The organism is Streptomyces sp. NBC_00510 (assembly GCA_036013505.1).
GTDB lineage: Bacteria > Actinomycetota > Actinomycetes > Streptomycetales > Streptomycetaceae > Actinacidiphila.
On record CP107851.1, the window covers coordinates 8185213 to 8212133 of the forward strand.

Genomic DNA, 26921 nt, shown 5'->3' on the forward strand with positions numbered 1-26921 from the left:
CGGGGACGTCCTGGCGGGGCGGTGTCGGGGAGGAACCGAGTGAGGGCCCTTGACGTGTCCTGATGGCCGGTGCCAACATCGCGTCCATCAAATGTTTGCGTAAACGTGCGCCGGCTGCGGTCGCTGATGTTTGCGCAACCATCCCGGACCCGCCCGATGCGGCGGGACCCCGCACGACGATGTGAAGGATGGGATCATGGCTGCCATACCGCCGCCACCGGGCACCGGCCGGGCCGCTCCTCCCCGGGGACGCCGGGGCCGGCGCTGGCTGGGATGGGGCTTCGTGGCACCGTTCATGATCGTCTTCGCGCTGGTCTTCCTGGCGCCGATCGGCTACTCGATCTACCTGAGCCTGTTCCGCGACCGCCTCATCGGCGGGACCTCCTTCGTCGGCCTGGACAACTACGTCCAGGCCTTGCAGGACGGCCAGTTCTGGTCCGGCCTCGGGCGCGTCGCGCTGTTCCTCGTCGTCCAGGTGCCGGTGATGCTGGGCATCGCGCTGCTGGTCGCCCTCGCGCTGGACAGCGGGCGGCTGCACGGCCGGAAGTTCTTCCGGATCACGATCTTCCTGCCCTACGCGGTCCCGGCGGTCGTGGCGACGCTGATGTGGGGCTTCATGTACGGGGACCGCTTCGGTCTGGTCGCCGACATCAACGACACCTTCGGTGCCTCCCTGCCGAACCCCCTGTCGCCGGGCCTGGTGCTGGCGAGCATCGGCAACATCGTGACCTGGGAGTTCGTCGGCTACAACATGCTGATCTTCTACTCGGCGCTGCACGTCGTGCCGCGGTCCCTGTACGAGGCGGCCGAGATCGACGGCGCGAGCCGGCTGCGGATCATCACCTCCATCAAGATCCCGGCGATCCGCGGGGCCCTGGTCATCGCGACGATCTTCTCGATCATCGGCAGCTTCCAGCTGTTCAACGAGCCGAGCATCCTCAAGCCGTTGGCGCCCAACGCCATCACGACGTACTTCACGCCGAACCTCTACACCTACTCGCTGTCCTTCTCCGGGCAGCAGCACAACTACGCGGCGACCGTCGCGATCGTCATGGGGGTCGTCACGATGATCATCGCCTACGTCGTGCAGCTGCGCGGCATGCGCAAGGAGGCCTGACGATGGCCCAGGCGAGCACCCAGGCGGGCGTTACGGCCCCGCAGCGCGAGCGCAGCGGCGCCGCACCGTCCGAGCGCCCGGCGAGCCGGCGGCACTCTTCCGACCGGCCCCGGCGCAGCGTCCTGCTCACCGTCCTGACCGCGCTGGTGGCGGTCTACACCCTGGTCCCGCTGGCCTGGCTGCTGATCAGCGCGACCAAGACCCAGAAGAGCCTGCTGGACTCCTTCGGGCTGTGGTTCAGCGGTGACTTCGCCCTGTGGGACAACATCCGGCAGACCCTCACCTACGACGACCACATTTTCGTGCGGTGGCTGCTCAACACCCTGCTGTACGTGGCGCTCGGCGCCGGGGGCGCGACGTTCCTGGCCGTCCTGGGCGGCTACGGCCTGGCGAAGTTCGACTTCCCCGGCAAGCGCGCGGTCTTCGCGGTGGTGATCGGCGCGGTCGCCGTGCCGGGTGCCGCGCTGGCCGTGCCCACGTTCCTGATGTTCAGCAAGATGGGGCTGACCAACACCCCGTGGGCGGTGATCGTACCCTCGCTCATCTCGCCGTTCGGCCTCTACCTGATGTGGGTCTTCGCCTCCGAGGCGATCCCCGACGAGCTGCTGGAGGCCGCCCGGGTCGACGGTTCGGGGGAGATCCGCACCTTCTTCAGGATCAGCCTGCCGCTGCTGGGACCCGGCATCGTCACCGTGCTGCTCTTCACCGTGGTGGCGACGTGGAACAACTACTTCCTGCCACTGATCATGATCAAGGACCCGGACTGGTACCCCCTCACCCTGGGGCTCAACGCCTGGAACGCCCAAGCCGCCACCGCGGGCGGGCAGCCGGTCTTCAACCTGGTGGTCACCGGCTCGCTGCTGACCATCGTGCCGCTGGTCGCGGCCTTCCTCCTCCTGCAGCGCTTCTGGCAGTCCGGGCTCGCCGCCGGCAGCGTCAAGGAGTGATCACCGGCGCCGCGGCGGCGCCGTACCCACCTCCCCCTGCGGTCCTGCGCCCGGCACACCCGTGCCATGGCGACGGGCGGTGCCGCAGACCATCACCACAACGAAGTGAGATGCGATGACGAACAAGCCACTGCGCCGTTCGGCGCAGGCGATCGCGGTGCTCTGCGCGGCGGCGCTGTCCCTGACCGCCTGCGGTTCCTCCGACGACTCCGGCTCGGGTGCCAAGGCCGCGGACGCGGGCAGTGTCGAGGCGGCGCTGGACAAGGGCGGCAGCCTGACGGTGTGGGCGTGGGAGCCGACGCTGAAGCAGGTGGTCACCGACTTCCAGGCCAAGTACCCCAAGGTCAAGGTGAAGCTGGTCAACGCGGGCACGGGCAACGACCAGTACACCGCGCTGCAGAACGCGGTGCAGGCCGGTTCCGGGGCGCCGGACGTGGCGCAGATCGAGTACTACGCGCTGAGCCAGTTCGCGCTCGGCAAGTCCGTCACCGACCTCAGCCCGTACGGCGCCAAGGACCTGTCCAAGGCGTACTCGCCCGGCCCGTGGAACTCCGTGGCCGTCAACGGCGGGGTGTACGCGCTGCCCATGGACTCCGGGCCGATGGCCATGTTCTACAACAAGAAGGTCCTCGACAAGTACAAGATCGCGGTGCCCACGACCTGGGACGAGTACCTGACCGCGGCCCGCGCGCTGCACAAGGCGGACCCGAAGGCGTACATCACCAACGACACCGGTGACGCCGGCTTCGTCACCAGCTTGATCTGGCAGGCCGGCGGACACCCGTACACGGTGGACGGCACGAAGGTGAACGTCGACTTCGGTGACGCGGGCACCCGGAAGTTCACCGAGGTCTGGCAGAAGCTGATCTCCGAGAAGCTCCTCGCGCCGATCGCGTCGTGGAGCGACCAGTGGTACAAGGGCCTGGCCGACGGCACGATCGCCACGCTGTCGACCGGTGCCTGGATGCCCGCCAACTTCGTCTCCGGCGTCCCCTCGGCGTCCGGTGACTGGCGTGCGGCGGCGCTGCCGCAGTGGCAGGCGGGCCAGAGCGCCAGCGCGGAGAACGGCGGCAGTTCGCTGGCGGTGATGGAGGCGGCCAAGGACAAGCCGCTGGCCTACGCCTTCATCAAGTACGCGAACAAGGACGCCGGCGTGCAGGCCCGCATCAAGGGCGGTGCCTTCCCGGCCACGACGGCGGACCTGAACTCCCAGGCGTTCCTGGACACTTCGTTCCCCTACTTCGGCGGCCAGAAGGCCAACGAGATCTTCGCGGAGTCGGCGGCGAACGTCGTCAAGGGCTGGTCGTACCTGCCGTACCAGGTGTACGCCAACTCGATCTTCAACGACACCGTCGGCAAGGCCTACGTGTCGTCCACGCCGCTGTCCGACGCGCTGGGCACCTGGCAGGACGCCTCGGTCAAGTACGGCAAGGACCAGGGCTTCAGCGTCGGCGGCTGACGCCTCCTCACGATCCGTGGCCGGCCCCGGCGGCCCTCTTTGAGGGAGCGCCGGCGCCGGCCCGGGGGGTCCGCGGACCGCCGGTCCGCGCAACTCGGCCCCCCTAGACTTCTGACCACCAACGGCAGTGAAACGTATGAGGTGTACGACGCACGTGGACGGGACCGGACAGAGCTCGGCGGCGGGTGCGCAGCGGCGGCGGCGCGGTGCGTCGATGGCCGACGTGGCCAAGCTGGCGGGCGTCTCGGCGCAGACCGTCTCCCGGGTCTCCAACGGTTTCCCCGGGGTGCTGGAGGAGACCCGGCAGCAGGTGCTGGCCGCGATGAAGGAGCTCGGCTACCGGCCCAACAGCGCGGCCCGGGCCCTCAAGCGGGGTGAGTTCCGCACCATCGGCGTCATCTTGTTCAACCTCTCCAGCACCGGCAACATGCGCACGCTGGAGGCCGTGGCCTCGTCCGCGGCCCGGGAGGGCTACGCCACGACGCTGCTGCCCGTCACCGTGCCCACGCAGGACGGGGTCCAGGGCGCGTTCACCCGGCTCGGGGAGCTGGCGGTGGACGGGGTCGTCATGATCATGGAGGTCCATCTGCTGGACGCGATGACGGTGGCCCTGCCGCCGACCGCGCCGGTGGTGGTGGTGGACTCCGACGCCGGGGACCGGTACTGCGTGGTCGACACCGACCAGGCCAGCGGCGCCGGGGCGGCCGTGGAACACCTGCTGGGTCTCGGTCACGGCACGGTGTGGCACATCGCCGGCCCGAAGGAGTCGTTCGCCGCGGAGCGCCGGGTGGGTGCCTGGCGGGCGGCCCTGGAGTCGGCGGGGCGCGAGGTGCCGCCGCTGCTGCGCGGGGACTGGTCCGCGGAGTCGGGTTACCGTGCCGGGCTGCGGATCGCGCAGGACCCGGGCTGTTCGGCGGTGTTCGTCGCCAACGACCAGATGGCGCTCGGGCTGTTGCGCGCGCTGCGCGAGCAGGGCCGTCGGGTGCCGGAGGACGTCAGCGTGGTGGGCTTCGACGACATCCCCGAGGCCGCCTCGTACGTGCCGCCGCTGACGACGATCCACCAGGACTTCGCCGAGGTCGGCCGGCGCTGCGTCGACGGGGTGCTGCGGCAGATCCGCAAGGACGAGGCGGAGCGGGGCACCACGCTGGTGCCCACCAGCCTGGTCGTGCGCAGCAGTACCGCGCCGCCGCCGCGCGGCCGCTGAGCCCACCCCCCGCCGGTTTCCCCGCGGTCACCGCACCGTCGCGATGGCAACGCAAACATCCCGTCACGGGGCGTCCCCGCCGGACACCGGCGAGCACCCCGTGACCGCACCGCACCGCACGCACCACACGCACCAGAACTCGACTCCACTGGAGGAGCACGGCCCATGCCCGTACTGCGGATCGAAGGGAACGAATTCCGCCTCGGCGGCGAGCCGTTCCGCATCATCTCCGGTGGCCTGCACTACTTCCGCGTCCACCCCGGCCAGTGGCGTGACCGGCTGCGCAAGGCACGGCTGCTCGGACTCAACACCATCGACACCTACGTGCCGTGGAACCTCCACCAGCCGCGGCCGCACACCTTCCGCGCCGAGGACGGCCTGGACCTGCCGGCCTTCCTGGAACTCGCCCAGGACGAGGGCCTGCACGTGCTGCTGCGCCCCGGCCCGTATATCTGCGCCGAGTGGGAGGGCGGCGGACTGCCGTCCTGGCTGCTGGCCACGCCCGGCATCCGGATGCGCACCGCCGACCCGCGCTACCTGACCGCCGTGGACGACTACCTGGACCGGCTGCTGCCGCTGGTCGTCCCCTACCTCGCCACCAACGGAGGGCCCGTCCTGGCGGTGCAGGTCGAGAACGAGTACGGCGCCTACGGCGAGGACCCCGCCTATCTGACGCACCTTCAGGACAAGTTGCACCAGGGCGGTGTGGACGTGCCGCTGTTCACCTGCGACCAGCCCGCCGACCTCGCCCGCGGCAGCATCCCGGGCGTCCTCGGCACCGTCAACTTCGGCAGCCGTCCCGCGCAGGGCCTGGCCGCGCTGCGCGAGCACCAGGGCGACGGGCCGCTGATGTGCACCGAGTTCTGGAACGGCTGGTTCGACCGCTGGGGCGGTGTGCACGTCGTCCGTGACGCCGCGTCGGCCGCCGCCGACCTCGACGAGATGCTGTCGGCCGGTGCGAGCGTCAACCTGTACATGTTCCACGGCGGCACCAACTTCGGCTTCACCAACGGCGCCAACGACAAGCACACCTACCGTCCCACCATCACCTCCTACGACTACGACGCGCCCCTGGACGAGGCCGGCGACATCACCCGCAAGTACCTCGCCTTCCGCGACGTCCTCGCCCGGCACACCACCGTCTCCGACGAGCCCCTGCCCGAGCCGTCCAAGAAGCTCAACCTCCTCGGCGTCCGGCTCCCCGCGAACGCCCCGCTGCTCGGCTCCGCCGACCGGCTCGGCGAGGCGGTGGCCGGGCCGCGCCCGCTGACCATGGAGGAACTGGGCCAGGACTTCGGCTTCGTCCTGTACGAGACCGCCCTGCGCGAGCCGGGCCCCACCCTGCTGCACTTCGCCGCGATCGCGGACCGGGCACAGGTCTTCCTCGACGGCGCCGCCGTCGGCGTCCTCGAACGCGAACTGCACGAAGGCGCCCTGGCCGTCACCGTGCCGGCCGGCGGAGCGACCCTGACCGTCCTCGTCGAGAACCAGGGCCGCGTCAACTACGGGGAGGGCATCCACGACCGCAAGGGCCTCACCGGCGCGGTCACCGCCAACGGCAGCGAACTGACCGGCTGGAGCAGCAGGCCCCTGCCCCTGGACGACCTGTCGGGCCTGACCTTCACCACCGGCGGCCCGCAGCCGGTGGGGCCCGCGTTCCATCGCGGGGTGTTCGAGGTGGAGCAGCCCGCCGACACCTACCTGGACCTCACCGGCTGGACCAAGGGCAACGCCTGGATCAACGGCTTCGCCCTGGGCCGCCATTGGTCCCGCGGCCCCCAGCGGCGCCTCTACGTCCCCGGCCCGGTCCTTCGGCCCGGCACGAACGAACTCGTCGTCCTCGAACTGCACGCCACCGCCCGCGCGACGGTCGACCTGCGGGACACCCCCGACCTCGGACCGACGGAGGAATGAGCGGGGATTGAGCTGCCGCACCGCCCCGCCGTCCGGCACCCCGGACGGCGGGGCGGGGGGCGGCTGCGATCATGGCGGGCATGCCGATCGACACGAAGGTCTGCCCGTAGGAGACAGCGTCGGCGTCGGTAGCGGTCAGCGTGATGAAGCCCGTCGGCAGGAGCGCTCCGCTCAGATGCATCGCCGCGATGTTCAGCGGCCCATGCCGGCCCCAGGCCCACCGGCGGTCGTCGTCACCTACCGGTCCCGCTCACCCCGGGCTCGGCCGCGGTGGCCCGCAGAAGGTCGCGCAGGAGGTCGAAGTCCATGCGCTCGGGCTTGCGGAACCGCAGGCAGCCCTTGCCCATGTCCTGCCCGGCGAGGCGGTCCTCGAAGGCCGCGCGGACGTCGCCGCGCATGAGGTAGAAGGAGATGTACTGCTTCTGGGCGGCGAAGGCGATCTCGGCCGTGCCCCCGCGCTCGTAGACGGGCATGCCGTACGCCATCACCTCGTCGAACCCCGTCAGTTCGGCCCGGCACTGCTCACGCAGCCTGACCAGCGCCTCCCTGCGGTCCTCCGCGACCTCGGAGAGGTAGCCGTCGACGTCCGCCGCCCTGCTGCGCACCACGGGACCAGGCTACGCGGCGGCCGACGGGCACCGCGGGCCCGGGCGGACGCGCCGTCCGCCCGGGCCCGCGGCGGCGCGGGGTCAGGACGGGGCGCGGAGGGCGTCCACGGGTTCCATCCGGGCGGCGCGCAGGGCGGGGTAGAGGCCGGCGAGGAGGCCGACCAGGGCGCCGGCGACCGGGGCGCCCAGGGCGAGGCGGAGGTCGAGGACGGGCGTCCAGTCCTTCACGGCGGCCACGCTGACGACGACCACCACGCCGAGGGCCGCGCCCACGACGCCGCCGAGGACTCCGATGGTGGTGGACTCCGCCAGGAACTGCCCGGCCACCTGGCGCCGGGACGCGCCGAGCGCCCGGCGCAGTCCGATCTCGCCGACGCGTTCCATCACGGTGACGAGGGTGACGTTGGCGATGCCGATGGCGCCCACGACCAGCGAGACCAGCCCGAGGACCAGGAACAGGCCGTTGACGTCGCCCTGGACGCCCTTCCTGGCCTTGGACAGGTCCGGTGGGGCGGTCACGGTGAGCGCCTCCTCGTGTCCGGGGGACAGGGCGATCGGCGCCTGCCGGGCGACCTGCCGGGCCGCGCCGAGGGAGGTGTTGACCAGGACCCGGGTCACGTATTCCATGCCCATCCGGTCCGCCGCCGTGGTCGGGGGCAGGATCACCGAGGCGGACAGGCGCTGCTCACGGCGGAACCCGCCGAGGACGCCGATCACCGTGTACGACTGCCCCTTGAAGAAGACCGCGGGGGCGTCGCGTACGTCGTCGATGCCCAGCAGCCGGGCCGCCTGGTCGCCGAGGACGGCGACCCGGTCGTGGCGTGCGATGTCACCGGTGTCGAAGAACCGGCCGGTGGCCATCGTGCCGCGGACCGCCTCCGGCAGCGCCGGGGTGGCGGCGACGACCGCCAGGGTCTGCTCGGTCAGCGCACCGGGGGCGACCACGTCGTTGGCCCGGACCTGGACGTTCGCGCTGCCCTCGGAATCGGACAGGGCGGCGGCCGACTCCACACCCGCGAGGCGCTCGACCGCTTCGACACCCGGCCAGTCCACCAGCGGCGGATCGGCGGATCCAGGTGGCGGGGACGGCACCACGACCGTCACCGAGGTGGCGGTGAGGGCGTCGAACCGGCCGACGATCTGGTTCGCCGCCGTCGACGCCACGCCGATCGTGATGACCAGCGTGCCGATGCCCAGCACCGTGCCCAAGGTCGTCAGGGCGGAACGGACCGGGCGGGCGAGCACCCCGGCCAGGGACTCCGACCACAGGTCCCGCGGGTCCATGAAGGGGCGTTCGTGGGCGTGGGCGTGGGCGCGGCGCCGCACGCCACGGATACCGGGCCTCATGCGCTGTCCTGCCGGAGCATGCCGTCCCGGATCCGCACCCGCCGGCCGGCCCGCCCGCTGACGGCGTCGTCGTGGGTGATCACCAGCAACGTCATGCCCTGGGCCTGCAGTTCGTCGAAGAGCGCGAGCACCGACTCGGTGTTCTCGCTGTCGAGGTTGCCCGTCGGCTCGTCGCACAGCAGCAGGGCGGGCTCGCCCATCAGGGCCCGGGCGATGGCCACCCGCTGCCGTTCGCCGCCGGACAGGCGGCCCGGCAGGAAGCCGAAGCGGTGCCCGAGTCCGACGCGCGTCAGGGCGGCCCGGGCGCGCTCGGCGCGGGTGCGGCGCGCGCGGCCCGGGCGAGGGGTCCGGTAGGTCTCGGCGAGCATGACGTTCTCGTCCACGGTCCGGTACGGCAGCAGGTGGAAGGACTGGAACACGAAGCCGATGCGGCTGCCGCGCAGCGCGGTCCGCTCGGGATCGCCCAGGGTGTTGGTGAGGACCCCGTCGAGCCAGTAGCTGCCCGACGTGGGCCGGTCCAGCAGTCCCAGGGTGTTGAGCAGCGTGGACTTCCCCGAGCCGGAGGGGCCGACGATCGACAGATGCTCCCCCCTCCTGACCTGCAGGTCCACGTCGCGCAAGGCGTGCACCGGTGGGTCGGTGTCGAACACCCGGCCCAGGCCGCTGAGCCGGATCACGGTGTCCGGGTCCGGCGCCTGTTCGGGGGCCGGGCGGGGCGGTACGGGTCTGCGCCTCACCGTCCGACCACCACCCGGTCGCCCTCGTCCAGCGAGCCGCCGTCCGCCCTCACCTCGACCTGCCCGGCGGCCGAGAGGCCCACGGTGACGGGCACGTTCACCACCTCGCCGTCGCGGTCCACCCGTACCCGGGCCCTGCCGTCGGCGCTGGTGTGGACCGCGGCCACGGGCACCACCAGGACGGCGCCCTTGGAGGCGCCCACCTCGATGGTCACCTTGGCGGTGCCGCCCGACTGGTCCTTCAACGGGCCGGGTTCGGGTACGGAGATCACCAGCTGGACCGGAGCGGACGGGTCCGCGCCCGGCTCCGCGCCGGCGTCGGCGTCGGGTTCGGCCCCGCCCTCGTCCTTCGCGTCCGCGCTGGCGCCGTCGCCGTCCTTTCCGGCGTCCGCCTGGGTCCCGGCGCCGCCCACCTGCGCGACGACGCCGCGTACACGGGTGCCGTCCGCCGTCTCGATCCGCGCGGGCATGCCCTCGCGCAGCGCGGAGCCGTCGGCTCCGGGTACGACGGCCCGCACCACCACGTCGGAGCTCGTCACGGTGGCGACCTCGCCGTCCGGGGTGTCACCGAGGCGCACCTTGACCTTGTCGACCCGCACCGGCAGATCGGGCAGGAAGACGACCTCGCCCGCCGGGACCTTGGTGCCGTACGTGGCGGTGAACGCGCTGAGCGCCGCGTTGGCCCGGTCCAGCCGCTGCCGCGCGGAGCGCAGTTCGAGGGCGGACGCCTCGCCGGAGGCCGGCGGGCCCGCCGTGCCGGAACCGCCCTTGCCGCCCTCGCCCCCGCCGTCGGCTCCGCCGCCCTGCGCCGCGAGGACCGCGAGCTGCGCGTCGGTGACGGCGGCCTCCAGGTCGCCCAGCTGCTGCTGGTCGGCGACGCCCGGCTGCTGCGGCGTGAACCCCTTGCCCTGGTACCAGCGGGTCACCGCCGACGCGGTGCCCTGCCGGTAGTCCCCGCTGACGGCCCCCGGATCGTGCCCGATCCTGCGCAGCGCGCTCTGCAACTGCCTGACGTCGTCGCCCGAACTGCTCGGGCCGAGGGCCCGGTACATCGGGACCGAGCCGCGCAGCACGAACACCGGACGGCCGTTCACCTGCATCAGGACGCTGCCCTCGCGCAGTGTGGCACCGGCCTGCGGAAGCCTGGTGACCCGCTGGGTCGCCTCGCCGTCCCCGGCACCGCCCGCGGACCCGACGGACCCGGACAGCGACACCCCGTGCGGTGCCCCGAACTCCACGCCGCCCTGCGCGATCACGTTCGCGGTCAGCTTCCGGCGTTCCACGGCGACGGTGACCGGACCCGCCTCAGGCGGCCGGCGGGAGGCGGCGGCGTCGGCCGGGGACTGCATCTGCGTACCGGCGAACCAGCCGCCCGCGCCGACGAGCGCGACCACGCCCACGATCATCCCGACCTGCTTGCCACGCCCCTTCGGGCCGCTCGGCACACGCCGGCTCATCCGGTGATCCCGGAGAAGGGGTGCTTGGCGAGCTTGGGGAAGTACGCGGCGCGGAACTCCTTGCCGCACTCCAGGTCCTTGCGGGCGATGGTGATCTCCTGGGTGAGCTTGGCCCGCGCCGTGTCCTGGTCCATCTTCTGGACGCCGTCCTGCGGGGTCTGCTGGGCCGTCGCGAACTTCACCATGTCCCCGATGGCCGTCGGCTGCGTCGTCGTCACCGCGATGCCCTCGTCGCGCAGGCAGGACGCGAACCGCTGCGCCAGGGAGATCAACCGGGGATCCCCGTTGAGGGCCTGCTTCGCGGCGCGGTCCCGCTCCTCGTTCGCGGCGTGCTCACGGTCGAGTTCGGCCTGGGACTTCTCCGGCCCGTAAGCCTTCTCGATTCCCTCCTTCACACATCCCGGAAGCATCACCTTCTTCCCGCTCGCGAGTTGCTTCGCGGTGCCCATCGCCTTGTCGTAGGCCTTGCGCTGGGCCGGGGACAGCGCGTTGAGGTAGGCCTCGTCCGGGTTGGTCATCTCCTGGGCCTCGTGGGCCTTGCTGCCGGGGACGTCGGGGTCGTCCGGGTAGACGGCGGCCGCGAAGAAGCCGAAGCCGTACTTGTCGCGGTACTTCTTGGCCAGTTCGTAGTCCTGACCGTCGACCGGGATGGCGGCGGCGTCGGCGCCCGACACGTGCGGGGTGTAGGTGAAGCCCTTCTTCCGCATGCAGGCGGCAATGGTGTTCTGCGACACGTATTGCTGTCTGGTGCCCTCGTCGGCTCCCTCGGGAATGGCCAGTTCACCGTTGGCGGCGGCCCGCGAGGGCGACGTGGAGCCGTCGGAGGAGGAGCCGGCGGATGCGGCGGTACCGCCGTCGCCCTGGGAGCATCCGGCGAGCGCGAGGGCGAGCGCGAGGACACCGGCGGCCGCTGCCGGCCGCAGTGCACGCGTGGTGGGTGTGGGAGCCATGTCGTTCCATCACTTCGTTCGAAAGGTGTCACGGCGGGGCGATGCGCCCCGTTGACGTCCTCAACCCGGTGGACCACCGCTCAGGGCTGAGCCGTTTCCGGCAATGTGACGCACGTCACGGTTCGGGGCGGGAGGCCTGGTCGGCGGCGTGTGTTCCCCGGGCAACCGAACGGCGCTCCACCCGGTTGGAACAGGAGTGAGGAGTTCAACCGGGACGGGAGCGCGATGGCAGGGGGCCTGCGCGGTGCGGGAGTCGGGGCCGGGCGGCCGTCCCGTGGAGGGGAGTGAGGACCATGCGCGCCGCGCCTGACGAGCAGTGGCACGAGACGGAACAGGCGCTGCGCCGCCTCCTGCACGACGCGGTGCCGCAGACCGCCGGCCCCGCCGACCGCATGACGCGGATCAGGTGGCGTGTGCGGCGGCGCAGGCGGCGCCGCGCGGCAGTCGCCGGCGCGGCCACGGCGGTGGCCGCCGTCGTGGGCTGCGTGACCTTCGTACCGGGGCTGCGGCCACCGGGTGAGGCACGGACGCCGGCCGACGCGCCGGGACAGCGGCACGCCCTCCCCGCCGCGACGCCGTCGCCGGGAGCCACGGGGGACCGCACGACGGTCCGCCTCCTGAGCGGCACCGGACTGACGCTGCGGGTGCCGCGGACCTGGCACGGCCTGTCCGTCGACGATCGCGGCACGGCGACGGGCTTCGTCTCCTCGCAGTCCCTGAGCCTCCCGCCACGCGACTCCTGCCCCGACCTGGCGGAGGACGCGCTGCCCGCCTGCGAGCCGCTGGAGGAACTCGGCGAGGACGGGGTGCTGATGACGTTCCGGACCGCCGCGACGGGCAAGGCCGACCTGGCGAAGCCCCTCCGGATGAGCGAGCCGGCACCCGCCGGCAAGAGCTGCCAAACAGTGCGGGGCGACACGGAGATCCTCGCCTGGGGTTACGGCCGCTCGGCGGCGTACGGCAAGCCCTTCGAGGTGCGCATCGACGTGTGCCTGCGCGAACCGTCGGACGCCACCCTCACCACGGTCACGCAGGCCCTGAAGACGGCGTTCCCCAGCGCCGGCGGCTGACGGGAGACGGCGGGCCCATGGACCGTCGGGCAGACGGTGCGTTCCGGGCGTCGCGGCACAACCAAACCCTTGCCCGGCATGTCGTACATGGAAAGGAAGCAAGAGCCGCAATGCAAGGGGGAACCATGCGTGCGAAACGATACGGGGTGGTGCTGGCCGCCCTGGTGATGGCGGGTGCGGGGGTGGCCGTGGCGGCGCCCGCGGTGGCCGCGGCGCCCGCGGCGGCGTGCCCGACGGGCTGGGGCAGCCTCCCGAAGTCCGGGACGGACGCCGACCTCGGGTCACTGACCGACATCAGGACCGGCAGCCACGAGTGCTACGACCGTGTGGTGTTCGACGTGCCCACCGCCGGCACCGACGCGATCGGCTACACCGTGCAGTACGTCGACGCCGTCCACCAGGACGGCTCGGGGCGGGTCATACCGGTCTCCGGCGGGGCGATCATCGAGATCCGGGTGGCCGCCCCCTCGTACGACCCGCAGACCGGCGCCGCGACGTACCCGGGCCGGGCGGGGCGGACGCTGCCGGGCGTCGACCTGACCGGCTACCGCACCTTCCGGGACGCGAGGTTCGCGTCGAGCTTCGAGGGTGACACGCAGGTGGGCCTCGGTGTGCGGGCCCGGCTGCCGTTCCGGGTGTTCCAACTCTCCGACCGCCTGGTGATCGACGTGGCCCACACCTGGTGAGGCGCTCCCGCCGGCCGGGCCCGGTGGCGTGACGCCACCGGGCCCGGCCCGGGCGGCCACGGCCTTGACCAGTAACTCCTGTGAATTCCTGGGGCGGTTGAACACTCCGGGGGTGGTGTCCGTATGTGTGGACGGCTTGTCGTGTTCAGGCCGCCAATCATCAGGCGCGCAGGAGGGTTTCCTTGGTACGCAATTCGCGCAGACGTGCTACCGGCACACGTAGCGGCACCTTTGTAGCCGTCGCCCTGATGCTGGGAGGCGGTGTCCTGGTAACGGCGAACGTGTTCGCCTCGGCGACCGAGGGGGACTCGTCGGGTCAGACGGCCCAGACGACCTCCGCGGGCCAGGCGATCACGGTCGACTGTCCGGACGTCGGCACGGAGCTCACCTCCGTGCCCGAGCAGGCGAAGGAGGACGTCGACAAGGAACTCGCCCTTCTGGACCAGCAGATAGCCGAGGCCTACCAGAGGCTGAAGGAGACGTCGGCAGCCCAGCAGCAGGACCCCGGTTTCGTGGACAACGCGGTCCTGGGCCCGCTGAAGGACAAGCGCGCCGCGACGATCGCGCGCATCCTGCAGGCCATCGACCGTGTGGGGGACCCCCCGCAGGGTGTCGAGGGCCTCGCGGGGTGTACGGTCCGCTCCACCGATGCCCAGGAAGGCCAGCAGGGCCAGGAGGGCCAGCAGGGCCAGGAAGGCCAGCAGGGCCAGGAGGGCCAGGAGGGCAGCCCGCAGCCGTCCACGGGTGACGGCGGCCAGAACGGTCAGGGCGACCAGGGCGCCCCGGCCGGGCAGGGCGGCGGCCAGGGCGGCAACGGCCCCGTCGTGGCGGACTTCGCCGACATCATGAGCGTGAACCCGAACGCGCCGCGCGGCCCGCAGCCGTCGGACGCCTCTTCCGGCACGTTCTCGTCCGAATGCGGTGTCAACGCAGGCGGTCTGTTCAACTCCGACAACATCATCGTCGCCCCCGGAGTGACCAACGGCGCCCACCACTTCCACGACTACATCGGCAACCAGTCCAACAACGGACTCGCCACCATCGACGACCTCGCCAAGGCGGAGACCAGCTGCAAGGACCAGGGCGACAAGTCGTCGTACTACTGGCCCGTGCTGCGCGTGCAGGACGGCACCGTGGAGCGGGACGCCGGGGCGCCCGGCGGCGGCACCGAGGGCAACGCCGGGAAGATCGTGACGCCCAAGGAGGTCACGCTCACGTTCGTCGGCAACCCCGTCAGCAAGGTCACGCCCATGCCGCGCCTGCTGCGCATCATCACGGGCGACGCCAAGGCCTTCGTCAACGGGCCGGCCAACGCCAACGCCTCCTGGAGCTGCACGGGTCTGGAGGACCGGCAGCTGAAGGACAAGTACCCGCTCTGCCCCGACGGCAGCGACGTGGTCCGCACCTTCCGGTTCCAGAGCTGCTGGGACGGCCAGAACGTCGACAGCGCCAACCACCGCACCCACGTGGCCTTCGCCGACGCGGGCGGCAACTGCCCGCAGGGCTTCAAGGCCATCCCGCAGCTCGTCCAGCGGATCGTGTACGACGTCCAGGCGCCGAGCGTCCAGGACGGCGGCAAGACGGTGCCGTTGTTCGCGGTGGACTCCTTCCCCGAGAACCTGCACAAGCCGATCACCGACCACGGCGACTTCATCAACATCTTCGACGAGGGCCTGATGCAGGAGGTGGCCGACTGCATCAACCAGGGCCGCACCTGCGGCGCCGGCGACGACGGTGCGGAGGAGCCCGGCAACGGCGGGAACGACGACCCCGGTGCGGAGGAGCCCGGCAACGGCGGGAACGACGACCCCGGTGCGGAGGAGCCCGGCAACGGGGGCAACGACAACCCCGGCGCGGAGGAGCCCGGCAATGGGGGCAACGACAACCCCGGCGCCGAAGAACCCCCGGCCGACACCCCGGACGACGACCAGAACGGAGGCGACAACACCCCCGACGCTCCCGTCACAGTGACGCCCAAGGCCGACACCACGCCTACGGCGGGCCAGGACGACACCGCCAACCCGCCCGCCGGCGGCCACGAGCACCACGGAGAGCAGCAGGGCGGGCAGCAGGGCGAGGAGCAGGGCGGACAGCAGTCGACGGCGCCCGGGCAGTCCCCCGCCCCCGGCGGGTTCGCCCCGAGCCCCGCGGGACAGGCCAACCAGCAGGCGATCAACGGCGGTCTGGCCGACACCGGGACCAACCTGTGGCCGGCCGGCCTCGGAGCGGTCCTGGCGATCGCGGGATTCCTCCTGCTCCGCAGGGTGAAGCGCGGCGCGCTCTAGCTCCGCTTCCCAGGCGGCCGCAGTGAAGTCCCCCTTGGCGACCGGGCGTACCGCCCGGTCGCCAAGGGCGTTGTCCGGCTAGTCGGAGACCCCGGCGCCGTCCAGGAGCCGGTGCATGTCCTCGGCGGGCAGACCGGGGTTGCCGGCGGCGAGATGGGTCGTGTCGGGGTCGTCGAGCAGTTCGCGGATCAGCGGTACGGGCAGCCGCGGGTGACGGGCCGCCGCCCAGCGCCGGTCGGGGTCGCGGGCGAACTCCTCCAGGGTCTCCACGGGCAGGTCCGGGTCGGTCAAGGCGAGACGACGTTCCTCGGGGTCCGTCGAGTCCGCGAACCGCTCCGCGAGGCCCGCGGCGGGGAACCGCAGGTGGGAGGCGAACATCATGACCGCGCGGTGGGTGCCGTTGAGGTAGAGGTCCAGCAGGGTTTCCGGCGGCGGCTCCGGGTGGAACTCGCACAGCAGGAGCCGCACGGCGAAGTCCTCGTCCCGGGAGAGCAGTTCGACGTACTCGGGCTCCAGGCCAGGGCACACGGCGGCGCTGCGGCGCAGCCACGTGTGCGCGGAGGTCGCACATCGCCGCAGGACCTCCGGGTCGTCCCGGGCCTCCCACACCCAGTCCAGCACGTCCAGGCGGTCCTCGGGGCCCACGGTGTAGTCGACGGCCGCGCGTTCCCGCTCCGTCAGTTCCGGCCTGGCGGAGACGACCAGCCGTACGTGTGGATCCGGGTGGGTGGCCAACCGCGCGACGAGGTCCGGGGGGAGGGAGGGGTTGGCGGCGACGGACCCCGGGTGGTCGTCGGTGACCAGGCGTTCGGCGAGTTCGCGGCTCAGCTTCCCGTGGCGGAGCACCGTCTTCTGGAGCCAGGAGTCCGCGAGGCTCTCCACGAGCCAGGCCGTGCGTTCTGCGTCCTGATGGCAGACGCGCATTGCGGCGGTGCGTCGCACGTCGAGGTCGTCGTCGTGGAGCAGCGCCTCCTTGGTGTCGTCGGTGAGGGAGTCCCACGCGCGGCAGGCCGCCTGGCGCAGGGGGCCGTCCGGACGGTCCGCCAGTCCCGCCAGGAGGTGGCCGGGCACGGCGTGCGAGGTGACGGTCTCGCAGCGGATCCGCCCGTCCGGGTGGGCGAGGAGTCGTTCGTACGCCCGGTCGGGCAGGGGCTCCACGGGTTTCCTGTACGGCGTCGGGCCGATGGCCAGGGCCATGACGACCCTGCGCGACGGATCGTCGAGTAGGCGGGCCCGCTGGGCGGGGTCCGCGTTCGCGCTCGTGGCGAATTCGATCCGCAGTTCCGGGTCGGGGTCGGTCACGATCGCGTCGACCACCCCCGGCGGAAGACCTCGGCGTTGGGCGACGTTCCGCCTGATCGCCTGGTCGTCGTGTGTGAGCAGCCGCAGCAGGACGTCCGCCGGCGCGGAGGGATTCCAGGACAGATACGCCAGGGCGGCGACGTGGTGGTCGGCCATGGTGTCAGGCACCCCCCGCCGCGCGGCGCTCGGCGACCCGGAGGGTGGTGGCGGCCGCCACACCCGCCGCCAGGCCGAAGGTCAGCGCGGCCGGGACCCCGATGCCCAGGCTGGCGGAGAGGTACAGCAGCCCCCAGTGCAGGCCCGCCCCGTCCACGGCGACCCGCAGCAACTGCGAGGTGATCAGCCCGAGGACGGTCGCGCAGACCGCGCCGACCGCCATGGCGGGGAACGTGGCCCGTGTCAGCAGTACGGGCAGCCGCCGCAGCATCCACCAGACCACGGCGAGCAGCAGCACGTCGGCGGCGCGGGCCAGGAGCCAGTCGGTCAGCGCGCCGCCGGACGGGGTCGTCCAGGCGCCCAGGAGCAGCCACTGGCGCAGCAGGTCGCCCGGCTCGGAGAGCAGGCCGATGCCGGGGGAGTAGGTCTGGAGGGCGGCGGCGACCGACTGGTACGAGAGCACCACCAGGGACACCGCGACCACCGCCGTCCCGACGGTCGCGGCCAGACGGCCCGCACGCGCCGGGACGGCCGCCTGGGGGAGCGGGTCCGCGCCCTTGGCCGTGATGCGCGCCGTGAGCACCGTCACCACCGCCGCGAGCAGCGCGGCCACCGCGACGGCCTGCCGCCCGGTGGTGATCACCGAGGCCAGCTGGGGCAGGAAGCGGTAGCTGCCGTGCCCGTGCGAGGCGATCAGCCACGGCGCGGAGACGGTGACCGCCAGCGTTCCGGCCACCAGGCCCCACGCCCACACCGCGAGCAGCGTGGCGGGCCACCGGCCGTGCACCGGGGGCAGTCTGCGCAGCAGGAGCAGCGCCCCGGGCACGAAGAACGCGAAGACCGCGGCGAACCGGATCTGCAGCCCGGTCCTGTACAGCGTGAGGTAGTCGGTGCCGCCCGTCGGCGCGCCGAAGGGCTGCCCCCAGCCCGGCGGGTCGTACGACCAGGGGGTCAGCCACGTGCCGAGTTCCGCGGCCGCCCGGCCGCCGATCACGTCGACGGTGCCCGGCAGGTTCAGCGCGTGCGCGCTCGACCCCGCCCACCACAACAGCGCCGTGAGCAGCAATCCCCCGGTCAGGACCGGTATCGCCGCACGCCGGTAGGTCATCGTCCGTCCCCCGCTTCGATCGTTCGTCCAGCGGGCGTTGATCATAGGGGCACCCCGCCCCGGTCCCGGGGCGGGGTGAGCCCGCCCGTCCGGATCCCACAGCTCCCGGGTGCCGGTCACCGCGCCGGCCCCGGCCGGCGGCGTCCCGGTCGCCACCAGCGGTTCGACGTCCCCCCGTGGCCCGTACGTCGACAACAGCGCACGCACTTCATGCCTCCCCACGCCCTGAATTCCGGTTACGGCGGGCGATTCTGCGGCACTCCCAGGGGCTTGCCGCAAGCCCCCCGGTGCGCTATACGTTGGGAACGGATTGGAGTGGGCGAGCTCCTTTCCTTTTCTTTTTCGCGCCCGCGCCGGAGCCCGCCGGAGGGGCGTCCCGGCATCGTCCCGGTACCGCCCCGGCACCGCCGCAGCGCCGAGGCCCAGGCCCCGCCCCGAACGCAGGAAATCCCCGTACGCAATTGCGGTACGGGGATTTCCTCACGTATATTGAGTGTTTCTGTGCGCGCACAGAAACGGCCCCTCACCGGGGGCCACTGGAATCACCATATCCGACAGGGAGCGAATGTGTCAACTCGCGAAAGAGTCGAACTGCAGAAGGAGCAGGAATTCATCGACCGGCTCTACGAGCGGGTCGACACGCTGCGCGGGGTCGCCACCCGGCGCGTCGAGGACGCGCTGACCCCGGTGGGCAACGGCATGCAGGCCCGTCTCGAACGTGACGTCCTCGTCGCCGAGCGTTCCGGTCTGCTGGCGGCCCTCAACGCGGTCGACGGCTCGCTGTGCTTCGGCCGGATCGACCTCCAGGACGGTGCCGCGCACCACATCGGCCGCATCGGGATCCGTGAGGACGACACCGACCACACCCCGCTCCTGATCGACTGGCGCGCACCGGTCGCCCGGCCGTTCTACGTCGCCACCGGGCACACGCCCATGGGTCTGCGCCGGCGCAGGCACATCACCACCGAGGGCCGCCGGGTCACCGAGCTGCACGACGAGATCCTCGACCTCGAGGACGACGACCGCAGCGGCTTCGAGGACCGCACCGGCGACGCCGTGCTGCTCGCCGCCCTCAACTCGGCCCGCACCGGCCGCATGGCCGACATCGTGCGGACCATCCAGGCCGACCAGGACCGCATCATCCGCGCCCCGCACCGCGGCGTCCTCGTCGTCGAGGGCGGCCCCGGCACCGGCAAGACCGCGGTCGCGCTGCACCGGGCGGCCTTCCTGCTGTACGAGCACCGTGAGCTGCTGGCCAAGCGCGCGGTCCTGATCGTGGGCCCCAACCCGGCCTTCCTCCGCTACATCGGCGAGGTGCTGCCCGCCCTCGGCGAGACCGGCGTCATGCTCGCCACGCAGGCCGAACTCTTCCCCGGCGTCCACGCCCGCGGCACCGACACCCCGCGCGCGGCGGCCGTCAAGGGCGCCGCGGACATGGCCGAGGCGCTCGCCCTCGCCCTGCGCGACCGCCAGGTGCTGCCCGAGCCCGGTGCGCCGATCGTCATCCCGCACGACGACGGCGAACTCGTCCTGGACTGGGAGATCGCCTACCAGGCCCGGGACGCCGCCCGCGAGACGCGCCTGCCGCACAACCTCGCCCGGCCGTACTTCGCGTTCCACGTCATCGACGCCCTCACCGCGCAGCTCGCCGACCGCATCGGCGCGGACCCGTACGGCGGCCCCAACTTCCTCGGCCCGGACGACCTCGCTCAGCTCGGCAAGGGCGTCGCCGCCAGCGCGGGGGTGCGGGCCGCCGTGGCCGAGCTGTGGCCGATGCTCACCCCGCAGGAGTTCCTCACCGGCTACCTCGCCGAGCCGGCGTACCTGCCGGACGAGGACGCCCGGGCGATCCGCCGCGCCCCGGGCGAGGGCGAGTGGACCCCGGCCGACGTGCCGCTCCTGGACGAGGCGGCCGAACTCCTCGGCGTCGACGACAGCGCCGCGCGGGCCGCGGCCGAGGCCGAACGCCAGGAGCAGATCGCCTACGCGCAGGGCGTCCTGGAGGTGTCGCGCGGTTCGGAGTCGTACGAGTTCGAGGACGCGGAGTCCGAGGTCCTGGCCGCCCACGACATCATCGACGCCGAGCGGATGGCCGACCGGCAGGAGGAGGCCGACCACCGCAGCGCCGCCGAGCGGGCCGCCGCCGACCGTACGTGGGCGTTCGGGCACATCATCGTCGACGAGGCGCAGGAGCTGTCGCCGATGGCGTGGCGCCTGCTGATGCGACGGTCCCCGACCCGCTCGCTGACCCTGGTCGGCGATCCGGCGCAGACCTCGGAGGAGGCGGGCGTCGGCTCCTGGGAGAAGATCCTCGAGCCGTACGTCGGCGATCGCTTCGAGCACGTGCGGCTGGGCGTCAACTACCGTACGCCCGCGGAGATCATGGACCTGGCCGCGCAGGTCGTACGCATCGAGGACCCCGCCTTCGAGCCGCCCCGGTCGGTGCGTTCCACCGGCGAGAAGCCGTGGACGCGGCACGCCGGCGCGGACCTGGCCGGCGCGGTGGCGCGGGCGGTCGCGGAACTGACCCCCGACGAGGGGCGCCTCGCGGTGATCGCGCCGCGCGCGCTGCACGAGGAGATCGCCGCCCCGCTCGACGGGGTCACGGCCGGCGCCGAGCCCGACCTCACCCTGCCCGTGGTGCTGCTCGGCCCCCGCGAGGCCAAGGGGCTCGAATTCGACCACGTCCTGGTCGTGGAACCGGCACGGTTCGGCACCAGCGACCTGTACGTGGCCCTGACCCGCGCCACCCAGCGCATGGGCATCGTCCACCGCGAGGACCTGCCCGCGTCGCTGCGCTGACCGCCACCCCCACCTCACGACCCCGGCCCGGCGCGCACCGGCCGGGGTCGTCCGGAGTCGTCCGGGCCGTCCCGGTGTTCCTCGCGCGGCGCGGTGACGCCACACTGGGCGCGTGGACCCCGACCTCCATCCCGACCTCCCCGCCGCGGGCGGCCTGCCCGCGGCCCCCGAGCAGGCGGGGAGCACGGTGGCAGGTGAGCCCTTCGCGGTGCTGCTGGAACGGCTGACGGCGCACCGGCGGCCGGCGGGCGCCGTCGGCGAGTCCGGACCGCCCACCCCGTCCATGCTCCGGCGGCTCGCGCCCACGCTCGGGCTGCACACGCCGGACCTCTTCGTCATCGCAGGCGTCGACGTACCCGGCGACCTCGCTCCGGTCGACCCGAAGGCCGGACGTCACGTTCCGAATCTCGTCCGGCACGCCGTCGCCCTCCCGTTCCGGCAGCGAACCGTCCTGCGCCGGTACGTGGCCTCACTGCCGCCGCAGGAGCGCGCGGTGCCCTTCCCCGCGCCGCCGCCGCACGAGCGGTACCCGGACGGCCCCGGCGCCGTCCTCATGGGCCTGGCACGCAACCGCAACCTCGGGTGGATGGCCACGGCCAAGACGTTCTTCCTGGTCACGGGCCGCTGCTGGTCCGCGGTCACGTACGGCGGGGTGGGCCGCGGCACCGTCCCGCTGACCGCCGGTCTCCTCGCCGACTTCTGCGCCGTCCTCGACGTGCCCTCCGACGACCTGGCGGCGTTGACCGGCGTCGCACTGCCCGACGTGTCCCCGGCCGCGACGTCGAGCACTGCCGGCGTGGCCGAGCTCATCTGGGACGTGCGTCGCCTCACCGAGGACCGGCTCCTGGCGGTCACGGAGCTTGCGGCACGCATGCGGCGGTAACCCGGCTGCGCTGTGACACCGTGCGGCGGTGCTGTTGAGCGATCACGCCGTCAGCGTCGAACTGTGGCCTGTGGCCTGTCAGTTCCCCGCGACCGGCGACGACCCGTACGACGACAACTGGCCGGTCATCGGCGGCGCGGTGACCACCTCCGAAGGCAGCCGGCGCTTCACCGACCCCAGCCTGCCGACCCTGGAGGCCCGCGTGGCGACGGCGATGACCGCCAGGGCGATGACGACGGCCCGCATCCCGCCCGCGACCTGACCGTCCGGCCACGGGGAAAGGCTCACGGCCTTTCGACCCGGGTGAGGATGATCGCGTAGCGGCACTCGGCATCGCTGGTGTTGGCGAACACGCACGGGACGGGTTCGTCGACTTCGATCGAGTCGCCCGGGTTGAGTTCGTGCACCACATCGCCTTCGTGGAAGGTCAGCCTGCCGTCGAGCACCCAGACGGCCTCTCGTTGGAAGGCCAGGGACGCTGCCGGATACGGCACGCGGGCCCCGGGGGGCAGGTGGACCTCTGCGATGTCGGCGGGGAAGTTCGGCCCGGTGATCTGGCGCCTGCGGTATCCGGTGACGGGATCGCGCCATTCCGTGGCGTCGGCCACCCGGTGCACCCCGGTGGCCTCGGCCGGGGTGAGCAGGGCGGAGACGGAGACCTGGAACGCGGCGGCCAGTTTGCCGAGGACGACAGCGGTGGGGCTGCTCTCGGCGCGCTCGATCGGTCCGCTGATCTCCCCGTTGCTCGACGACAAGACCGCGGTGGTGGCCGGCGATGCGGTCCGCGTGGGGCCCGGACCCGGTCGGGCACGAGGGCGAGTTCTACCGGATCGCGCCGTCTCAGGTGAACCCCAAGCCGGTCCAGGCCGCATCCCGGTGCTGCTGGCCGCGAACGCGCCGGCCGCCGTGAAGCGCGCCGGACGGATCGCGGACGGCGTGATCCCGATCGCCTCCTCGGCGGAGGAACTGCGCGGCATCGTGTCCACGCTCCATGACGCCGCCCGGGAGGCGGGCCGCGACCCCGGGGACCTCATGGTGGTCAACCAGGTGCCCTGGCCGACCCCGGTCACCCGTGAGCCGATCGGGGAGGGCCGGCCCTTCCTCGGCGGATCACCCCGGCAGATCGCCGAAGACCTCGCGGCCGCCCGCGAGAGCGGTGTGACCCAGGTGTACCTCGCCGGCGGCCAGGGCCTCGGGCTCGACGTGGGCCTGCAGGCCGCCGACGTGGACCAATGGCTCGGGCTGCTCGGTGAGGTGATCGAGGCGGCCGACCGCCTCGGCGTCCTCGCACCGTGAGGACCGGCGCGCAGCGGGCGCCGGCGCCCACCGGACCGGAGCATCGGTGCGCTGACCTGGCGGAACAATGAACCGGGGGTAGATCGTCACCGACAGGGCCATGGTCGCCACGGCGGAACCTAGTACCAGTTGTTGGCCTGCCAGAACGACCAGGCGCCGCAGGGGCTGCCGTAGCGGCTGTCCATGTACTTGAGGCCCCACCTGATCTGGGTGCCGGGGTTGGTGCGCCAGTCGGCGCCCGCGGAGGCCATCTTGGAGCCGGGCAGGGCCTGGACGAGGCCGTAGGCGCCGGAGGAGGAGTTGGTCGCGGTGTAGTTCCAGCCGCTCTCGTGGGTGACGATGTTGGAGAAGCACTGGTACTGCGAGGCGTCGCCGATGATCGCCTGGGCCATGGCCTGGACCTCGGCGACGGTGTACGAGGCCTTCACGACCAGCGCGGCGCGGGCGGCGGCCTTGGCCTTGCGGTCGGCCTCCGCCTTCTCCTCCGCCGCCTTGCGGGCGGTGGCGTCCTTGGCGGCCTGCTTGCGGGCGGCCTGCTCCGCGGACTTCCTGGTGCCGATGTCGGCGGCGTCGGACTGCGCCTGCACCTGCTGCGTCAGGGACGCCTGCTGGACCCGCTGGCCGGCGGGTATGTCCGACAGGACGGTGTCGACTTCGGAGGCGGCGAAGGGCTGCTCACTCGCCTGGCTGCTCGAGGCGACACCGACGACGGCGCCCACGGAGGTGACCGCCGTGGCCGAAGCCACCGCGATCCCCCGGACCGAGATCCGGCTCACACGGTTTCCTTCCAGCGTGGCCCGTTCGGTGATCTCCCGGACGCGATCGTGCCCCTCCCGCCGGCTCGGACCGCCCACGGGCGACCACCGGCCAACTCCGGTGCCCCGTACGCGTGTACGTACGGGTGTGCGGATGACAGGGCCTGACTGGAGCGACAGCCTGCCGTAGGGGAGCGCCCCAAGGCAATTCCCCCGGCACATTTCCTTACACACGCATCATCAGCCCCGGCCGTCCCGCCTCGTACCGGTGGAGGGCCGCCGGCCGCGCCTACACCACCGGCCGTACGCCCGCTACGGCACCCTCAAATCGCCCTCTGAACCCCGCCCCGGCAGGCTTCGACCACCCCCGCCGATGGGCACGTACCCGGCACACACACGGGGGTGGTGCCATGGACGAGGGAACGGCGGTCCGGCTGGAACCGCACGAGATCGCGCTGCTGCGCGGGGGCCCGCGAGCCGCCGTGACGGTCGCCGTGGTGGCGCTGCACCTGCGCGGCGCCGTGGAGTCCGGCCGGCCGGGCACCCTGCGCCGGGAGGTCTCCCCGGAGCAGGCGGATCCGCCGCCGCACCGCCACCCGCTGGAGAAGGCGATACGCGTCGGGCTGTACCGGCCGGCCGGGATCAGGGAACTGCTCGGGCGCGCGGTCGTGCGCAAGGCGCTGTCCCGGATGCGGGCCGAACTGGCCGGGGTGGGGCTGCTGCGCCTGGTGCGGGTCAGTCCGACCCGGGCCGCCCGCCGGTATCTGGCGGACCTGCGGCGCGGTACGCCGATGCCGCAGGGTCCCGCAGGGCTCGCGGAGGAGGACATCCTGCTCGCGGTCGCCCTCTACGGCGACCCGGCGCTGACCGCGCTCGTCCCGGCCTTCACCGCTGAGGCGGGACTGATCGGCCGGGGAGCGGTCGCGGACGAGGGCCTGTTCCCGTTCGGCAGGCACGAGTTCCTGCGCTGGCGCGCCGACTACCCCGACGGCGACGCGGGCCACGGCGCCGACGGCGGTGCCGGCCACTCCGGCCACTCCGGCCACACCGACCACTCCGGCGGCTTCGGTTGCGGCGGCGGAGGCGGCGGTTCGGACTGACGACGCGGACGAGGGCGGACGAGGGCGGGCGGTGGCCGGTCAGAAGCCGAAGGACTTCGTCGTGTAGGCGCACTCGGTGTAGATGTAGCCGGGCTTGAGGGTGGCCTTGTCGGACGCCGGGCTCGATCCGTCGGACGACGTCGACTTGTGCAGGAAGTACGTGGTGCCGACGGGCAGGCGGATGGTGCGCTGGGGGTAGTTCGTGCCGCTGTCCTGGCAGGGCTTGAACCCCGACAGGGTGGGCGTCAGGAGGGAGTACGAGGTGCAGCTGCGGCAGGCCTTGAGCGTGAGGCTGCCGGTCACCGGCCCGGTGTAGAGCACCGTGATCGGGTTGGGGCTGTCGTTCTTGATCGTGACCGAGATGCTGCCGCCGGAGGCCAGCGTGGGCAGGCGCTTGCCCGCCGCGGGGATCTCGTCCGCGACCTCCGCCGCGATGGCGAACTTCTTGGCCAGCGCCCGGTTCTTCGCGCTCTTGTTGTCGGCGACGAACGTGTTCATCGTCTTCCGCGCCTCGCCGAAGTCGCCGTCCCTGTACTGGTCGACCCCGCAGGCGTACACCCCCGAGTCGGCGCTCCTCCCGGCCCGGGCGGCGGAGGCGGCGACGGCGTCGCCGACGTCCCCGGCGCCCGCGTTCAGGCCCCCGGCCTGGGTGCCGAGGGTGCGCAGCCGGTCGACGGCGGGGCAGGGGTCGGAGCCGCTCACGTCCTTCGCGGCCTTGTCCACGGCCGAGTCGACGGCGGGTGCGACCTTCGCGGCCTGCTCGGAATCGGGGAAGGTGCCCAGGAGGTCGCCGAAGTTCTCCGTCCAGCCGGCGTCCTCGTCGCCCAGTCGCTGCGCCCCGCACTCGTAGAGGGAGGCGGCCAGGCGGTCGTCGGGCCACTGGGCGAGCGCGCCGAGCGTCGGCTTGTCCACGGTGTCCGGGACCGTGCGCAGGTACGTCAGTGCCGGTATCGCCGCACAGTAGTCCTGCTGCTCGTAGGCGGCGCCGACGGTGGTGTAGTAGGTCTTCAGGCGGTCGGGTACCCGACCTGCGGCCCGGGAGTCGGGGTGGCCGGATCTGATGTCCCGGTACTCGCGCAGGGCCTTGCGGTAGTCGGACTGGGCCGCGTCGAAGGGTCTGCTCCCGCCGGCCCGCACGAGCCGGTCGGCCTGGTCGAGCCGGTCAAGGAGCGCCTGCTCGTTGGCCTCGTCGCGGGCCATGTCGTACAGCACGACGCCGCTGACCGGTACGGCCAGCAGCACCAGTCCGAGGGCGATCGCCAGGGGAGCGGCCGCGGGCCACACCAGCCGGGTGCGCAGGCCGACCACGGCGCCGTGGACGGCCGCTGCCAGGAGGAGGGCGAGGTAGACGACCACCAGGCCCATGGGCACGCCGTCTGGGTCCGCGGGCAGTGCCACCAGCAGCAGGAGGCCGGTCGCGAACCAGCACACGACCATGAGCACCCAGCGGCGGGTCAGCGCGTAACCGAGGCCGAGGCCACTGAGGTTGAGCAGCCCCACCGCCGCCGCGCGCAGCCCGTCCGGCGGCGCGGGCGGCGGGGTGGAGGGCATGGGCGGGATGACGAATCCGTATCCGTATCCGTACGCGGTGCCGTGCGGTTGCTCGGACATGGCGGCTCCCCCCCGGTCAACACTGCCCGCATGCCTGCAACTTGTCAGTGTACGGACGGTAGCCGGATCTCGACAGTGAGTTCGAGGGGTGGAATCGGGCCAACCGCCCGCAATGGGCCGGTCC

At 72.6% G+C, this 26921-nt stretch carries 23 protein-coding genes; 13 read left to right on the forward strand and 10 right to left on the reverse strand.

Annotated elements, in window-relative coordinates; all coding sequences use genetic code 11:
• Positions 1 to 196: 196 nt before the first annotated feature.
• The 5 genes from OG937_37095 (at position 197) to OG937_37115 (ending at position 6644) form a co-directional block, all read left to right on the forward strand.
• A complete protein-coding gene (locus tag OG937_37095) occupies positions 197 to 1117 on the forward strand; it encodes a sugar ABC transporter permease (GenBank protein WUD76922.1) in 921 nt (306 codons plus the stop codon).
• 2 nt (positions 1118 to 1119) lie between these two features.
• Positions 1120 to 2064: a carbohydrate ABC transporter permease gene (locus tag OG937_37100; protein WUD76923.1), complete on the forward strand. Its 945-nt coding sequence runs from the start codon at positions 1120 to 1122 to the stop codon at positions 2062 to 2064.
• A 115-nt stretch (positions 2065 to 2179) separates the two neighbouring features.
• Positions 2180 to 3523, forward strand: coding sequence for a sugar ABC transporter substrate-binding protein (locus OG937_37105; protein WUD76924.1), 1344 nt, complete (start codon positions 2180 to 2182; stop codon positions 3521 to 3523).
• Between the two features lie 154 nt (positions 3524 to 3677).
• Complete coding sequence (locus OG937_37110) at positions 3678 to 4730, forward strand: LacI family DNA-binding transcriptional regulator (GenBank protein ID WUD76925.1); 1053 nt, start codon at positions 3678 to 3680, stop codon at positions 4728 to 4730.
• A gap of 165 nt (positions 4731 to 4895) precedes the next feature.
• Positions 4896 to 6644 (forward strand): beta-galactosidase, encoded by a 1749-nt coding sequence (locus OG937_37115; protein ID WUD76926.1) that lies wholly within the window; start codon positions 4896 to 4898, stop codon positions 6642 to 6644.
• A gap of 233 nt (positions 6645 to 6877) precedes the next feature.
• Here the strand turns inward: OG937_37115 and OG937_37120 are convergent, their stop codons facing one another.
• From OG937_37120 to OG937_37140, 5 genes are all read right to left on the reverse strand, one after another.
• Complete coding sequence (locus tag OG937_37120) at positions 6878 to 7252, reverse strand: DUF1801 domain-containing protein (protein WUD76927.1); 375 nt, start codon at positions 7250 to 7252, stop codon at positions 6878 to 6880.
• An 81-nt stretch (positions 7253 to 7333) separates the two neighbouring features.
• Positions 7334 to 8599: an ABC transporter permease gene (locus OG937_37125; protein WUD76928.1), complete on the reverse strand. Its 1266-nt coding sequence runs from the start codon at positions 8597 to 8599 to the stop codon at positions 7334 to 7336.
• On the reverse strand, positions 8596 to 9336 hold the full coding sequence (locus OG937_37130; protein WUD76929.1) for an ABC transporter ATP-binding protein: 741 nt from the start codon (positions 9334 to 9336) through the stop codon (positions 8596 to 8598). Before OG937_37130 ends, OG937_37125 begins: the two co-directional genes overlap by 4 nt.
• Entirely contained in the window at positions 9333 to 10793 is a 1461-nt protein-coding gene (locus tag OG937_37135; protein WUD76930.1) for a peptidoglycan-binding protein, read from the reverse strand. The genes OG937_37130 and OG937_37135 overlap by 4 nt, the downstream gene beginning before the upstream one ends.
• Complete coding sequence (locus OG937_37140; protein ID WUD76931.1) at positions 10790 to 11743, reverse strand: hypothetical protein; 954 nt, start codon at positions 11741 to 11743, stop codon at positions 10790 to 10792. Before OG937_37140 ends, OG937_37135 begins: the two co-directional genes overlap by 4 nt.
• A 293-nt stretch (positions 11744 to 12036) precedes the next feature.
• Between OG937_37140 and OG937_37145 the strand changes: the two genes are divergently transcribed.
• The 3 genes from OG937_37145 to OG937_37155 all read left to right on the forward strand — a co-directional run bounded on the left by OG937_37145 (position 12037) and on the right by OG937_37155 (position 15784).
• Positions 12037 to 12813 carry a hypothetical protein gene (locus OG937_37145; protein WUD76932.1) on the forward strand — a complete coding sequence of 259 codons (777 nt, stop codon included), beginning with the start codon at positions 12037 to 12039 and terminating at the stop codon, positions 12811 to 12813.
• Positions 12814 to 12938: 125 nt separating this feature from the next.
• Complete coding sequence (locus OG937_37150) at positions 12939 to 13499, forward strand: hypothetical protein (protein ID WUD76933.1); 561 nt, start codon at positions 12939 to 12941, stop codon at positions 13497 to 13499.
• A 248-nt stretch (positions 13500 to 13747) separates the two neighbouring features.
• The gene (locus OG937_37155; GenBank protein WUD76934.1) at positions 13748 to 15784 is read left to right on the forward strand and encodes a DUF1996 domain-containing protein; all 2037 of its coding nucleotides are present in this window, start codon (positions 13748 to 13750) and stop codon (positions 15782 to 15784) included.
• Between the two features lie 78 nt (positions 15785 to 15862).
• Here the strand turns inward: OG937_37155 and OG937_37160 are convergent, their stop codons facing one another.
• Together OG937_37160 and OG937_37165 are read right to left on the reverse strand one after the other, a co-directional pair.
• A complete protein-coding gene (locus tag OG937_37160; protein WUD76935.1) occupies positions 15863 to 17242 on the reverse strand; it encodes a hypothetical protein in 1380 nt (459 codons plus the stop codon).
• 4 nt (positions 17243 to 17246) lie between these two features.
• Positions 17247 to 18350, reverse strand: a complete 1104-nt coding sequence (locus tag OG937_37165) for a hypothetical protein (GenBank protein ID WUD76936.1) — start codon at positions 18348 to 18350, stop codon at positions 17247 to 17249.
• A gap of 591 nt (positions 18351 to 18941) precedes the next feature.
• Here OG937_37165 and OG937_37170 point away from each other — a divergent pair.
• The 3 genes from OG937_37170 (at position 18942) to OG937_37180 (ending at position 22297) form a co-directional block, all read left to right on the forward strand.
• Entirely contained in the window at positions 18942 to 21152 is a 2211-nt protein-coding gene (locus OG937_37170) for an AAA family ATPase (protein WUD79006.1), read from the forward strand.
• A gap of 112 nt (positions 21153 to 21264) precedes the next feature.
• Complete coding sequence (locus tag OG937_37175) at positions 21265 to 22035, forward strand: hypothetical protein (GenBank protein WUD76937.1); 771 nt, start codon at positions 21265 to 21267, stop codon at positions 22033 to 22035.
• Between the two features lie 28 nt (positions 22036 to 22063).
• Positions 22064 to 22297 (forward strand): hypothetical protein, encoded by a 234-nt coding sequence (locus OG937_37180; protein ID WUD76938.1) that lies wholly within the window; start codon positions 22064 to 22066, stop codon positions 22295 to 22297.
• Between the two features lie 22 nt (positions 22298 to 22319).
• Here OG937_37180 and OG937_37185 read toward each other — a convergent pair whose 3' ends face one another.
• The gene (locus tag OG937_37185) at positions 22320 to 22790 is read right to left on the reverse strand and encodes a cupin domain-containing protein (protein ID WUD76939.1); all 471 of its coding nucleotides are present in this window, start codon (positions 22788 to 22790) and stop codon (positions 22320 to 22322) included.
• Between the two features lie 31 nt (positions 22791 to 22821).
• Here OG937_37185 and OG937_37190 point away from each other — a divergent pair, with 31 nt between their 5' ends.
• The gene (locus OG937_37190) at positions 22822 to 23331 is read left to right on the forward strand and encodes an LLM class flavin-dependent oxidoreductase (GenBank protein WUD79007.1); all 510 of its coding nucleotides are present in this window, start codon (positions 22822 to 22824) and stop codon (positions 23329 to 23331) included.
• A 119-nt stretch (positions 23332 to 23450) separates the two neighbouring features.
• Here OG937_37190 and OG937_37195 read toward each other — a convergent pair whose 3' ends face one another.
• Positions 23451 to 24107: a lytic transglycosylase domain-containing protein gene (locus tag OG937_37195; GenBank protein ID WUD76940.1), complete on the reverse strand. Its 657-nt coding sequence runs from the start codon at positions 24105 to 24107 to the stop codon at positions 23451 to 23453.
• Between the two features lie 314 nt (positions 24108 to 24421).
• Between OG937_37195 and OG937_37200 the strand changes: the two genes are divergently transcribed.
• Positions 24422 to 25186 (forward strand): TIGR04222 domain-containing membrane protein, encoded by a 765-nt coding sequence (locus OG937_37200; GenBank protein ID WUD79008.1) that lies wholly within the window; start codon positions 24422 to 24424, stop codon positions 25184 to 25186.
• Positions 25187 to 25225: 39 nt separating this feature from the next.
• Here OG937_37200 and OG937_37205 read toward each other — a convergent pair whose 3' ends face one another.
• Positions 25226 to 26797 carry a hypothetical protein gene (locus tag OG937_37205; protein WUD76941.1) on the reverse strand — a complete coding sequence of 524 codons (1572 nt, stop codon included), beginning with the start codon at positions 26795 to 26797 and terminating at the stop codon, positions 25226 to 25228.
• Positions 26798 to 26921: the final 124 nt, after the last annotated feature.